Source organism: Paenibacillus sp. 2TAB23 (assembly GCF_052115165.1).
In the GTDB taxonomy this organism is placed as follows: domain Bacteria; phylum Bacillota; class Bacilli; order Paenibacillales; family Paenibacillaceae; genus Pristimantibacillus.
In genome coordinates this window covers 11,331-23,951 of sequence record NZ_JBFRGD010000026.1, presented here as the reverse complement: position 1 = coordinate 23,951, position 12,621 = coordinate 11,331, and the positions used below count along the sequence as shown (strand labels likewise).

The window sequence follows — 12,621 nt, the reverse complement described above, 5'->3', positions numbered from 1 at the left end:
CCGCTTGAAAAGTGGGACTTGAATAGATATTCGGCCATCCGATATAATAGACGCATATCAAAACTGATGACTGACGGAGGTAACCCAGCCGATGAAGTAAGTACACGATTCCTGTAAACAACTTGTCTAAAGTACAAGCGGCGTTCTCGAATAGCGAGAACCGGTCAGGGATACGTGCGTCGATTTGGGGACTTGCGAAATAGCAATCAGCAGCGATACATAAAAGATGTTTACCCGTGATAAAACGGCGTGACACATCCTTATTTCCGTTTGCCTGATATTCCCCTGCGTATTCGACCGTGTGCCGCTGGCCACGGTTTTTTATTATGTCTTTCGAAATGGGGAATGTAAATTGATGCTATTAAAGGTTAAACAGATAAACAAAGAATGGAACGGCCATTTGTTGTTCGAGAATATAAGCTTTGAAGTGAAGGAGAATGAGCGGCTTGCGTTGTTCGGACGAAACGGCGCTGGGAAAACGACGCTGCTGAAGGGATTGACGGGCAGGCTCAAGCTCGATGGAGGCGAAGTACAGCGGATTCTACCGCTAGAGGAATGGGGATGGCTGGACCAGCAGGCACAGCTGGAATCGGCGCTGACACTGCAGCAATTCGTGCAAGCGGGATCGGGTGAGCTGTTCGGGTTAAAGCAAGCGATGGAGGAGCTTGCGAACCAGATGCAGGGCGGCGATAATAGCGAGCTGCAGCTTGGCCGCTATAGTGAGTTGTTCGAGAGGTATGTACAGCTTGACGGTTACAGCTGGGAGATAAAGGTCGAGAGATGTTTAACCCGCTTAAGCTTCGAGCGTGCGTTATGGGGCCAAACATTCGCTCAGTTAAGCGGAGGCCAGAAAACGAAAGCCCAACTGGCAGCGCTCATGGTCAGGGAGCCAAAGCTTGTCCTGCTGGATGAACCAACGAATCATTTGGATGCGGAAGCACTGGATGCACTCGAACAGTGGGTGATGAGTTACGCGGGAACAATCGTTTATGTTTCGCATGATCGGACGTTTATCGACCGAACGGCTTCGTCTGTCTTAGAGCTTGGGCAGCATGCCTGCAGACGTTATCCAGGAGGTTACACCGATTACAAGAAACAGAAGGAATTGGAGCTGAAGACGCAGGAAGCGCTGCATAAGAAGCAGGAGCAGGAGCGGGAGCGGGAGAAGCTGCTCGAGAGCATTCGAATGTATTCGGAGTGGTTCCATCAGGCTCATAAGGCAGCCGGGCAAAATGATTTTCTTCGGTCGAAATCAAAGAAAAACGTTTCTCGGTTGCATGCGAAGGAATCCGCGCTGGAACGCCTGGATAGAAATAAAGTGCAGGTGAGCCGTGCAGAGACTCGGCTGCGCATGCAGCTTGATTCGGATGAATTCTCGGCTGCGACGCTGCTTCGAATGGATGCTGTAGGCTTTGCTTACGAGGGGCAGAATCCTTTGTTCAGTCAGCTAAGTCTTTCTGTCAGTAAGGGCGACCGTCTAGCGGTAATAGGGTCGAACGGAGCAGGCAAATCGACGCTGCTGAAGCTCGCGACAGGCAAGCTGAAGCCGGACACGGGCGAGGTTGTTCTTAACCCGCAGGCCAAGATCGGTTATTTCGAGCAGGAGCTTGAGCAGCTTGACCACAAGATGACGATTTTGGAGAGCTTGCTGCTGCTGCCGGATATGACGCAAACCTATGCAAGAACGATTTTAGGCTGTTTTATGTTCTCGAAGGATGATGTATTTAAATGCATTGGAGACTTGAGCATGGGCGAGAAGTGCAGGGTAGCGTTTCTTAAGCTGTACTTCAGCAAAGCTAACTTGCTTGTACTCGATGAGCCCACCAACTACTTGGATATCGGAACGCGAGAGCAGGTAGAGGAGGCGCTTATGCATTATCCCGGGGCTGTGCTGCTCGTGACGCATGACCGCTACTTGATTCGGCAAGCGGCAAATCGTCTGCTGATCCTGAGCGGCGATCAAGCGCCTAGATACTTCCCGGGAACTTATGAGGAGTATTTGTCCAAGGATCGCAGCCGTAACATATCTCCGGAGGAGCAGACGATCCAAAATGAGCAGGAGATGCTGATGCTTAGATTAACGAAGCTAATGGGCGTCTCACAGCCGGATGGACTGGAGGAGCAAGAGCAGCTGCTTCGGGAAATGATCGGGCTTCGTCTCCAGATTGCCAGCCTTTCGAATGAGACCTGACAGCATGCGAAAAAAGGATACAGAGAAATTTGAAACGGATGCGGATAAATAACCGTTTTAACATTGATGGAAATAATTGAAGGAAGTGGTAATCTGCAATACACAACTGGATTAAGAGCATTAATCGTATTTATATTGCTTACATTGGCTGGCTGTGGGGGATATGAGCGGGATAGCTACAAGCAAGCTGCAGTCAATGAGACGGAGGATGTCATAGACAGGCACGGGGATGTGAAAAATGGCGAGTTGTTGGACGATTTTATAGATGGGGATAGGGATCAGGTACGTGTGGTCCGTTACACGACGGAGGGCGACCCGCTCTTCTATGCACTCTCGAAGCTGAAGACAGGAATTGAAGTCCGTTATGACACTTCGCAGGATAAATTCGGATCGTCGTCGGTAAAGACTTATACCTGCGATTCGTTGCAGAAAAAACAAGCGACCAACGGTTATGCTTTTGAGATGAACGGATGCGGAGGAGCCGGCAAAAGAATTACGCTCCTTGAAATCCGCAATTAAAAGAGGGTTTATGCGGGAGTAAAGGGAGTGGAGGTTCAACGTCCCTTTACTTCAGCATGAGATAAAGATGGTCGACAGCATGCATGGCGTATTCCAAGCGGATGGGTTCGCCTTCCTCAAGCAATGCCAAGCAGGGTACGCTGGCTATTTTCCATTTGTCCCTTAGTAGCGGAGCGTAATTGATATTAAGCTTGTAAAGAGGTACCGAAATGCCAGTCAATTCAGCAATTTCAAGCATGCGCTCTCCAATTGCACAGGTTCCGCACAGCGGTGTGAAGAAATAAATGGCCGTTCTACGGCTATCGGATTGCAGAAGATCTAACAAGGCTGCTTCATTGATTTCGCGGATTGCCATCGTAATGCTCCTTCATACGGTATAAAAGTAATTTACTCGATTCGCGTCTCCAGCACAAGGAAAATGGATATTCGGAATGGACGATTCGCCGTAAGATACTGGAGAGTCTCCAGCCGATTAACAGCTTGAAAGCGAACATAGTGAAAACGGAAGTCGTAGATGCGAAATATGGAAATCTCTATGCTGTAGAGGGATATATGGATCGGGCGACTGGAGACGAGCTAGGTGTTGTTTATGTTAAGAAGCGGGGAGCAATCTGGGTTGTGACGAGCAAAGGGACGGGCCCGTGATGGCTGCTTGCATGAAGGGGGAATCGAAACGCTGGAGAAGGCTGTCTCTGTGCAGCGGCACAGCGGAATAGCTTTGGAATGAATGCGGCGGTTATGTATCGTTGAGGCTAGTTTTTGGATAGGACGATCGATAATAAAAATAAGCCATTGATGAGCAGCAAGGCAGCAAAAATGAGACTGGTTTTATTCTTTTTTATGAATTCCATTCGAACACCCCGCGTCTTCGTATTTACTCCTTTAATTATCTCGTTAATGGGCTCATTTTTCCACCTTTTTTTTGTAAAAAAAGTGTTCTGTAACCTTATCATTCATTATGCTTGCTTGATTTAGACACAAACCAGACGGCGATCACATCATTTTGTTTCTTTATTTGTAGGAATTTGTAATTGGGCAGGCAATTGTTATAAAATTAAGTTAGGCATGTACCTGCAGGCATCTAGCAGAGCTGCTCCGTTTATTTCAAGCATCGTTGCCACAAAGAAAAGGGATTATTCAGCTTTTGTAGAATAATGTAACGTTCACACTTTTTTTTTGGAACTTGCTTGTCGAATGGGCGTATAGCAACTGTAGAGTACTTGAGTTTAAATGTGCTATCGAATCATGATTAAGTATTGAACCATTTGGAAAGGGGGTGCAAAGACAATGGCAATCTCTCTCGTAAAAGGCCAGAAGATAGATTTAACCAAAGGAAATGCTGGACTTAGCAAGGTGATCGTAGGTTTAGGCTGGGACCCTGCCGAGGTTAAGGGCGGATTTTTCGGAATGAAGAAAGCTGCGAACGTTGACTGTGACGCTTCAGCGCTTTTGTTGGACGAAAAAGGAAAGCTTAGCGGCGAGCGTAATCTCGTATGCTTCTACAACAAGCAGAGCGGTGATGGCTCGGTCGTTCACACGGGCGACAACATCACTGGCGAAGGCGATGGCGATGATGAGCAAATTATCGTACAGCTGGACAAGGTACCTGCGCATATCCACAAGATTCTTTGCGTGGTAAACATCTACGAATGCGAATCCAGACGTCAGGATTTTGGAATGATTAAATCAGCGTTCATACGTATCGTTAACCCCGTTAACAACCAAGAGCTTATTCGCTTTAACTTGACGGATAATTACTCGGGCAAAACAGCTTTGGTTGTGGGTGAGCTTTACCGGAACAGCGGTGAATGGAAGTTTAGCGCAATTGGGGAAGGCACTCATGCTCCTCATGTTGATATTCTTGCTCGTCAATACCAATAATTATATTGAGAAAAGAGGGCATTTAAAATGGCAATCAGCTTATCCAAAGGTCAAAAAATCGATCTTACGAAAACAAACCCGGGTCTATCGAAAATTACGGTTGGTCTAGGCTGGGATACTAATAAATATGACGGCGGGAAAGACTTTGACCTTGATGCATCGGTATTTTGCTTGAATGCAGAAGGCAAAGTAGGATCCGATTCGGATTTCATTTTCTACAACAACCCTAAAAACAGCAACGGCTCAGTCGTTCACACTGGCGATAACCGTACTGGAGCGGGCGATGGCGATGATGAGCAAGTAAGCGTTGATCTTGGCGCGGTTCCAGCTGAGACAGATAAAATTGCTTTCGGTATCACCATTCATGACGCACAAGCACGCAGCCAAAACTTCGGACAAGTATCCAATGCGTTCGTTCGTATCGTAGACGAGCAAAGCGGAACAGAGCTTATCCGTTATGATTTGGGCGAAGATTTCTCCATCGAAACAGCGGTTATCGTAGGCGAGCTTTACCGTCATTCCGGCGAGTGGAAGTTCAGTGCGGTAGGAAGCGGCTTCCAAGACGGACTAGCTGGCCTTGCACGCAACTACGGTCTATCGACTAACTAATACGCTTTTAGCAACAACCCGTAAAGGGTCGCCAGTGGCGGCCCTTTTTTGAAATGACAATTGTCCATATCAGCCATTCGAACCTAGCTATATTCAAGGAGGAGTAAACGATGTCCATTAATCTTTCCAAGGGACAACGGATTGATCTTACCAAAACCAATCCAGGGCTTACAAAGGTTGTTCTCGGTCTCGGCTGGGATACGAATAAGTATACTGGCGGCGGTGAAATTGATCTGGATGCAAGTGCATTTCTGCTGCACCAGGATGGCAAGGCCAGGGATGAAAAGGATTTTGTTTTTTACAATGCCTTGATTGCCTATAACGGTGCCGTTGAGCATACAGGCGACAACCGAACCGGCGAAGGCGACGGGGACGACGAGCAAATTAAAATTGATTTCGCCAAAGTTCCTTCGCAGATTGATCGGATCGGAATTACGGTTACGATTCATGATGCTGAAACCAAGCACCAAAACTTCGGTCAGATCTCGAACGCTTTTGTCCGCTTAGTAGACGAGGCTACGGGAAGAGAAGTGCTGCGTTATGATTTGGGCGAAGATTTCTCCGTGGAGACGGCAATCGTCTTCTGCGAATTGTATCGCCATGGATTGGATTGGAAATTCCAAGCGATTGGCTCGGGATTCTCGGGTGGACTCGCTGCGCTCTGCCGCAATTACGGACTATCGGTCTAATACGAATGAAGCTTAGGGTGGCAGGGTGAGCAGTGGTCACCCTATTCTATTATTACTGGAAGGCGGTCAGCGCATGGAGCTGTCACTAATGAAAGGCCAGAAAGCAGATATTACCAAAAACAATCCTTCTTTTAAAAACCTTATCGTTGGAATGGGATGGAATAGCGCGGCAGGCGTGGATGTTGATTTCTCTGCCTTTTTGCTGCGTGCAAACGGAAAAGCAGCTGGAGACCAGGATTTGATCTTTTACGGAAATCCAAAGGAAACAACCGGTTCAATCGTACTATCAGGCGATAACAAACGCAGCTTGGCAGGAAAGATTGATCAGGAACAAGTGATGATACGCATTAATGATGTACCTCAAGCGATTGAACGTATTTCCTTCACGCTAACCCTCTACGATGGGGAATCAAAAAAACAAAGTTTTTCTAGCGTAAACGATGCGTATATTCGCATAATTGACGAAGGAACAGGACGCGAAATATTGCGGTATGAACTTGGAAAAAACTTCTCTATCGAAACTGCGATTGTCGTAGGAGATTTATATAGATATAATGGCGAATGGAAGTTTAATGCGATTGGTTCCGGATATTCCGGCGGCTTGGCCGCACTTTGCAGCAGTTTTGGGATAGAAGTGAAGGCTGATGCGCCTTCGCCTGCACCGACGAAGTCGCCAGAGCCAGTCAAGGCACCGATTATTCCGCCTAAACCGCCGGAGCCAATCGTGTCTGAGCCGAAAGCAGCCCCAATTAGCCTTAGCAAGATTTCATTAACGAAGCGCGGCGACGTCATTAACTTACAGAAAGGCGCCGGCTCCCTAGGTGAGATCGTTGTTAATTTGAATTGGAATCAAAAGAAAGCCTCTACCGGATTTTTCGGGAGATCCAGCGGCGTCGATCTGGATGTCGGCTGCTTGTACGAGCTGAAAAATGGCATGAAAGGCTCCGTACAGGCGTTAGGCAATAGTTTTGGAGACCTTTCTAGGGCGCCATACGTTTCACTTGATGGGGATGATCGGACAGGCTCAATCCAAACAGGTGAAAATCTTAGAATAAATGGCAATAAAATATCAGAAATTAAAAGGATTGTCATCTACGCATATATATACGAAGGTGCTACTAACTGGGCGGAAGCGGCAGGCGTTGTTACCATCAGCCAAGCAGGCGGTCCTGAAATCGAGGTGAGAATGGACGAGCATAACAATCGCAAGGGTATGTGCGCGATTGCGATGGTCGAGAATGTAAATGACCAAACCTTTAGTATTCAGCGGCTCGTACAGTATTTCTCGGGACATAAGGATCTCGATGAGGCGTTTAACTGGGGTCTAAGATGGGTACAAGGAAGCAAATAATGCTAATGCCGGAGGTTTTTTAGAATGGTTGATTTTTTTCAGAGCATCATACAAAATTTTGGTGAATTTTTTCACTGGGACAATCTATCGGTCGTATTCACCAACCCGACGAACTGGGGAATCATTGCGACGCTGGTCCTTCTAGAAGGATTGCTCTCGGCTGATAATGCATTGGTGCTGGCCGTTATGGTTAAGCATTTGCCTAAGGAGCAGCAGAAGCGTGCGTTGTTCTACGGGATTATCGGAGCTTATATCTTCCGGTTCATCGCGATTGGCGTCGGTGTTTATCTCGTGCAAATTACGTGGATTAAAGTCGCGGGCGGATTGTATTTATTGTGGATTGCGCTTAGCAATCTATTCCATCTCGAATTCAAGCTTGCTCGCGTTGGCGGAATTAAGCTTATTCCCTACATTGGCAAAAAAGGAAATGAAGAAGAAGAAACGGTTCAGAACAAAGGTTACGGCTTCTGGCGTACCGTGCTTGCCGTTGAAATTATGGATATCGCGTTCAGTATTGACAGCGTGCTTGCTGCATTCGGCGTAAGCGAAGAGGTTTGGGTATTGTTCCTCGGCGGTATTCTAGGCGTTCTTATGATGCGCGGCGTCGCTCAAGTATTTCTCAAGCTTATCGATAAGTTCCCTGAGCTGGAGAAAGCAGCCTTCATCCTGATTATTTTGATCGCTGCTAAGATGATCGCAGGGGCATACGATTTCCATGTGCCGCATGCGCTGTTCTTCGGTGTCATTATTGCAGTATTTGGCGGTACGCTTATTTTCAGCGCAGTACGTAACAAAAGAGGCTCGAAAGCCGTCTAGTAAAGCAAATATACAGATTATCGAAATATCCCTCAATGGAACGCGAGGGATATTTTTTCACTCTCAGCTTGTTTTACCAAAATTTTAGGAGGGATCACTTTGAGGTATTTCAACTATCTTACCAATGAAGAAGAGCAGAGTTTCTTTTATTCCCTCCCTACTCATTTCAATAATGATGCTGACAAAGAAATTATTGCTCACGCGATTGGCGCGGCGCTCTATATGCCAGCGACCAAAGTTAATATAGCAGATGATTTGGTAGCCGATAAACACGAGGGACTCGTGTCTATGGTGATAGACCTTGAAGATGCAGTAGGCGATAATCAACTCGAATTTGCTGAAGAGAATCTGAAAGCAACGCTATTGACGATTGGTAGATACCTATCAATAGGGCTGCTGCGCGTAAATGAAATTCCGCTTATTTTTATTAGAGTTCGCTCTGTTGACCAGTTAAAGCGGCTGTTGTCTTGTTTTGGCGAGGAAATTCAACATGTTACAGGAATCGTATTTCCGAAATTTAATATCGAATCGGGCAGAGGCTATTTAAGCTTGCTTGCAGAGTACAATAAGCGCAATCTAATAACTAGCTCTACGCTGTATGGCATGCCAATTCTAGAGAGCTCCGATGTGATCTACCGCGAGAAGAGGATCGAGACGCTGATGGAGATATCGGCACTGCTGAATGAATATAAGGAATATGTGCTCAACGTAAGAATTGGAGCAACTGATTTCTCCAGCCTCTTTGGGCTTCGCAGAAGTCCCGACCATACAATCTACGACATCGCAGTTATTCGTGATTGCATCGCGGATATTGTCAACGTGTTCGGTCGGATGGATAACCACTATGTAATATCCGGTCCGGTATGGGAGTATTTCAAGAGCGACCGCGTGTTTAAACCGCAGCTAAGGCAAACGCCGTTCGAAGAGAGCATGGGCAAGCATGGACGCATTTTACGCATGGATTATATTAATAAATATGTAGACGGACTTATACGTGAAGTCGCAATGGATAAGGAAAATGGCATTATTGGGAAAACGATCATCCATCCGACGCATATTAAGCCTGTACAATCGATGCTGGTCGTTACTCATGAGGAATACATGGACGCCCTGCATATTATGGAGAACGGCCAAGGCGACTTGGGCGTTATGAAAAGCCGCTATTCGAATAAAATGAATGAGTTTAAGCCGCATATGACATGGGCCAAGCGCATATTGATCAGATCGAACATATATGGGGTGCTAAATGAAAACCAGAATTTCACCTGCCTACTCGCAGAAGAACGAGAAACCGCAATCGTTTAATATTATTGGAGATTTAGAGGTTACGATCCAGGTGACGGGCAACGCTTTTGATATTCCGCTGGAGCAGCTCTTCCAGATGGCAGCCCGTATGAACAAAAAACGAAGCTTTTTGTTCGTAAGCAAGGTGCTTGGCAAGCATATTCCGGTAAGGCCTCATGTCTCCCTGCTGTCGGGAGCAGCGCTCGGACTGTTGTATCAGCAATTTAAGGGGAGAGAGCTGCCTGTACGAATCGAAGAGCTTCTGGAAGCGTTCGAGGCACCTGAGACCGCGGGAGATATTTATAGGCGCATGAAGAAGCGCAAAATGGCGGTAAACGAGAAAACGCTGTTTATCGGCTTTGCAGAAACGGCAACGGCGCTTGGCCACAGTATGTTCGATATGTTTGAAGGTGAAGCCTCTTTCTTGCACACCACTCGTGAGAACATCGCTTATATGAACTCCTGCATCGATTTCGAGGAAGAACACTCACATGCGACAACCCATCGTTGTTATGCGCTTGATCCTGCCATCTTTCAAGAAGCTGAAACGATCGTATTAGTAGATGATGAGATGACAACGGGCAAAACGGCGGTCAATATTATTCATGATCTGCATGCGAGATACGGGAAAAAAGATTATATCGTTGCAAGCCTGCTGGACTGGCGTTCAGATGAAGACATTCAGCGCTTCACTGAGCTGCAAGATGAGCTTGGCGTGGAGGTTCATTGCCTTTCCTTGATAACGGGACAAATAGTTGTATCCGGTACGCCTATCGAGAGTACGGGAGAGGCTGAAGGATTGCGTAATTCCCTGCAGACTCCGGATATTAACGTCCTGTACGCAAATCACGGTTTCGCAGCCTTGCCTTCGAGAAATGGCGAGGTTTCCTATGTGCAGCACACGGGAAGATTCGGTTTAACGTCAGAGGAGAGCAGCCTGCTTGACCGAGAAGTGGAGAAAGCAGCCGCTTTCCTACGCGAGCATCACACTGGCGGCAAGACGCTCTGCATGGGAGCCGGTGAGTTCATGTACATTCCGATGCGGGTAGCTGCCGAGCTTGGCGGGAACACATGGTACCAATCCAGCACGCGCAGCCCCATACACCCCCATTCCAGTAGCAGCTATGCGGTTCGATCCGCATACCGCTTTGCCTCGCCTGAGCATGCTGATGTCATGAATTTCATGTACAACATTCCGCATGGCTCGTATGATGAGATGTTTCTATTCATGGAACGAGAGCTTGCGTCTGAGCAAATGGCAGAGCTTCAGCAGGTGTTGATCTCCCTTGGGATACCTCGCGTTCATATCGTTTATTTTAGCCGGAAAAGCATAGCAGCTCCTACCCCTATAGGCAGCTATAACAAAGAGGACGTTACCTTTCTGTTAAAGGATCTAAGCGAAATATCTTTAGAGCAGCGGACAGAGGAGCGGGAAGCCGCTATGCAGTCCGGCGGCCATTATTCAGAGAGCCTGCCGATCGAATATCAGCCAAGTGCCGAATATATTGAGCTGTTTCACGATGCGCTGAGCGATTCTGCGAGCCGGATCGCCGAAGCGATAGGAATCGTATCCGAGCGAATTATCCAAAGGCGAGGCTTCGACGTCGTCCTTGCGTCCTTGGCAAGAGGCGGTACCCCGATAGGCGTATTAATAAAACGCTACATCAAGCAGGTGTATGGCAGAGATATTCCGCATTACAGCCTATCGATTATAAGAGGCAAAGGTATCGACGAGAATGCGCTGCTATACATGAATCAGAATCATCCTAGTCAGACTGTGCAATTCGTAGACGGCTGGACAGGGAAGGGTGCTATTACGAAGGTACTCCTTGCAGCTTGCAGCCAAATGAAACGCAAATATGGCATTGATTTTAGCGCTGAGCTTGCCGTGCTTGCGGATCCAGGGCACTGCGCAGCACTGTTCGGTACGAGGGATGACTTCCTTATCCCAAGTGCATGCCTGAACGCAACCGTATCCGGCTTAATCAGTCGAACCGTCCTACGGAGCGATTTGATTGGAGCCTATGATTTCCACGGGGCGAAGTACTACAAGGAATGGGACAAAGCTGATTTATCTCATGCGTTCGTAGATACAGTATCCGCGTATTTCGATCAAACGGCTGATAAATCCAAAGCTGAAGCGCTGAGGATGGAAGCGAGTCCGGCGCTTAATGAAATCAATTGGCAGGGAATGCAGGATATTACCCGTATCCAAAGCGAGTTTGCGGTCAGCGATATTAATTTCATCAAGCCTGGCGTAGGCGAGACGACAAGAGTTCTACTGCGCAGAGTGCCTTGGAAAATTCTCGTCGACCGACTGGACAACCCTAATCTAAAGCATATCTTATTGCTTGCAAAGGATCGCGGCGTGCCGGTTGAAGAATATCCGCATATGACCTATTCCTGCTGCGGCATTATTAAAGCGCTCAAGGGGGATGCGGAATGATCTTTGCAAGCGATTTGGATCAAACGTTAATTTATTCGGTAAGATCCAAAGGCGAAATCGAGCTTGAGGATATGCTTCCCGTAGAGCTGTATGAGGGCAGATACATTTCATATATGACAAAGCCCGCCATACAAAGGCTGACGGAGCTGGCGGAGATGATGGCTTTCGTTCCCGTGACGACGCGCATTCCGGAGCAATACAACCGTATATTCGGCATCAGGGAGACGTTTAATCCTCCTTATGTGATTGTAAGCAATGGCGGTACGGTGCTTAAAGACGGAGAAGTTGACCAGGAATGGCAGAGCGTCGTACGCGGCGCCGTGAAGCAGCATTGTGCGGATCATACGGAAATAGCTGATCTTTTCGCCAAAATCTCCACATCACATTGGGTGAAATCAAATGATCTTTGCGATGAGCTGTTTTACTCTATCGTTGTGGAAAGGGACCGCTTGCCGCATGAAGAGCTAGAGTCGCTGAGGCGGCAGCTGGCACCGCTCGGCTGGAGTTACTCGCTCCAAGGCCGGAAAATTTATTTGGTGCCTGAGAAAGTGAGCAAGGGAGCAGCCATTCAGTACGTAAAGGAAAAGCTAGGGGCTAGCTACGTATATGCGGCCGGAGACAGCCTGTTGGATGAAAGCTTGCTGCTTGCGGCGGACTACGCTCTATCCCCTGTGCATGGGGAGCTCGGCCGCTTCTATTCGGAGCATCCTCATATCCGGTTTACAGAAGCGAGAGGCGCGCTTGCCTCCGAGGAGCTGCTTGCAACGATCCTTGAGCATGCGAGACGATCATAAACGTATAAGCGGCAAATATTGAATGAATCGGAAGAAGGAAT

The 12,621-nt window shown here is 47.6% G+C and carries 12 protein-coding genes and 1 pseudogene; 12 read left to right on the top strand and 1 reads right to left on the bottom strand.

Translation table 11 applies throughout. The features are described 5' to 3' along the window. The first annotated feature begins 355 nt into the window (after positions 1-355). Together abc-f and AB4Z29_RS27235 are read left to right on the top strand one after the other, a co-directional pair. A complete protein-coding gene (gene abc-f / locus AB4Z29_RS27240) occupies positions 356-2,191 on the top strand; it encodes a ribosomal protection-like ABC-F family protein (protein ID WP_441946175.1) in 1,836 nt (611 codons plus the stop codon). Between the two features lie 66 nt (positions 2,192-2,257). Next, positions 2,258-2,710 (top strand): DUF4362 domain-containing protein, encoded by a 453-nt coding sequence (locus AB4Z29_RS27235; RefSeq protein WP_441946118.1) that lies wholly within the window; start codon positions 2,258-2,260, stop codon positions 2,708-2,710. A 46-nt stretch (positions 2,711-2,756) separates the two neighbouring features. On the opposite strand, the gene AB4Z29_RS27230 is transcribed toward AB4Z29_RS27235, so the two are convergent. Further along, positions 2,757-3,065 carry a thioredoxin family protein gene (locus AB4Z29_RS27230; RefSeq protein WP_441946117.1) on the bottom strand — a complete coding sequence of 103 codons (309 nt, stop codon included), beginning with the start codon at positions 3,063-3,065 and terminating at the stop codon, positions 2,757-2,759. A gap of 125 nt (positions 3,066-3,190) precedes the next feature. Here AB4Z29_RS27230 and AB4Z29_RS27225 point away from each other — a divergent pair, with 125 nt between their 5' ends. From AB4Z29_RS27225 to AB4Z29_RS27180, 10 genes and pseudogenes are all read left to right on the top strand, one after another. Further along, positions 3,191-3,355: a hypothetical protein gene (locus AB4Z29_RS27225; protein ID WP_441946116.1), complete on the top strand. Its 165-nt coding sequence runs from the start codon at positions 3,191-3,193 to the stop codon at positions 3,353-3,355. Positions 3,356-3,997: 642 nt separating this feature from the next. Further along, a complete protein-coding gene (locus tag AB4Z29_RS27220; protein ID WP_183567045.1) occupies positions 3,998-4,591 on the top strand; it encodes a TerD family protein in 594 nt (197 codons plus the stop codon). Between the two features lie 27 nt (positions 4,592-4,618). Next, positions 4,619-5,200: a TerD family protein gene (locus AB4Z29_RS27215; RefSeq protein WP_441946115.1), complete on the top strand. Its 582-nt coding sequence runs from the start codon at positions 4,619-4,621 to the stop codon at positions 5,198-5,200. A gap of 110 nt (positions 5,201-5,310) precedes the next feature. Then, positions 5,311-5,889 carry a TerD family protein gene (locus AB4Z29_RS27210; protein ID WP_441946114.1) on the top strand — a complete coding sequence of 193 codons (579 nt, stop codon included), beginning with the start codon at positions 5,311-5,313 and terminating at the stop codon, positions 5,887-5,889. 73 nt (positions 5,890-5,962) lie between these two features. Continuing rightward, positions 5,963-7,240, top strand: a complete 1,278-nt coding sequence (locus AB4Z29_RS27205) for a TerD family protein (protein WP_441946113.1) — start codon at positions 5,963-5,965, stop codon at positions 7,238-7,240. Between the two features lie 24 nt (positions 7,241-7,264). Next, positions 7,265-8,056: a TerC family protein gene (locus AB4Z29_RS27200; RefSeq protein ID WP_183567033.1), complete on the top strand. Its 792-nt coding sequence runs from the start codon at positions 7,265-7,267 to the stop codon at positions 8,054-8,056. A gap of 99 nt (positions 8,057-8,155) precedes the next feature. Continuing rightward, positions 8,156-9,361, top strand: a complete 1,206-nt coding sequence (locus tag AB4Z29_RS27195; protein WP_441946112.1) for an HpcH/HpaI aldolase/citrate lyase family protein — start codon at positions 8,156-8,158, stop codon at positions 9,359-9,361. Further along, positions 9,303-10,607, top strand: a pseudogene (locus AB4Z29_RS27190) (phosphoribosyltransferase family protein); the annotation flags it as partial. The gene AB4Z29_RS27195 and the pseudogene AB4Z29_RS27190, both read left to right, overlap by 59 nt. Further along, positions 10,596-11,786, top strand: coding sequence for a cysteine protease StiP family protein (locus tag AB4Z29_RS27185; RefSeq protein ID WP_441946174.1), 1,191 nt, complete (start codon positions 10,596-10,598; stop codon positions 11,784-11,786). The pseudogene AB4Z29_RS27190 and the gene AB4Z29_RS27185, both read left to right, overlap by 12 nt. Beyond that, positions 11,783-12,580: an HAD family hydrolase gene (locus tag AB4Z29_RS27180; RefSeq protein ID WP_441946111.1), complete on the top strand. Its 798-nt coding sequence runs from the start codon at positions 11,783-11,785 to the stop codon at positions 12,578-12,580. Before AB4Z29_RS27185 ends, AB4Z29_RS27180 begins: the two co-directional genes overlap by 4 nt. The last annotated feature ends 41 nt before the right edge of the window (positions 12,581-12,621 follow it).

Bases quoted from the DNA above. Each gene is read 5' to 3' on its own strand.
- abc-f (WP_441946175.1), top strand. From the start codon at position 356: ATGCTATTAAAGGTTAAACAGATAAACAAAGAATGGAACGGCCATTTG.
- AB4Z29_RS27205 (WP_441946113.1), top strand. From the start codon at position 5,963: ATGGAGCTGTCACTAATGAAAGGCCAGAAAGCAGATATTACCAAAAAC.
- AB4Z29_RS27180 (WP_441946111.1), top strand. From the start codon at position 11,783: ATGATCTTTGCAAGCGATTTGGATCAAACGTTAATTTATTCGGTAAGA.
- AB4Z29_RS27185 (WP_441946174.1), top strand. From the start codon at position 10,596: ATGGCAGAGCTTCAGCAGGTGTTGATCTCCCTTGGGATACCTCGCGTT.
- AB4Z29_RS27220 (WP_183567045.1), top strand. From the start codon at position 3,998: ATGGCAATCTCTCTCGTAAAAGGCCAGAAGATAGATTTAACCAAAGGA.
- AB4Z29_RS27210 (WP_441946114.1), top strand. From the start codon at position 5,311: ATGTCCATTAATCTTTCCAAGGGACAACGGATTGATCTTACCAAAACC.
- AB4Z29_RS27200 (WP_183567033.1), top strand. From the start codon at position 7,265: ATGGTTGATTTTTTTCAGAGCATCATACAAAATTTTGGTGAATTTTTT.
- AB4Z29_RS27230 (WP_441946117.1), bottom strand. From the start codon at position 3,065: ATGGCAATCCGCGAAATCAATGAAGCAGCCTTGTTAGATCTTCTGCAA.
- AB4Z29_RS27235 (WP_441946118.1), top strand. From the start codon at position 2,258: ATGGAAATAATTGAAGGAAGTGGTAATCTGCAATACACAACTGGATTA.
- AB4Z29_RS27215 (WP_441946115.1), top strand. From the start codon at position 4,619: ATGGCAATCAGCTTATCCAAAGGTCAAAAAATCGATCTTACGAAAACA.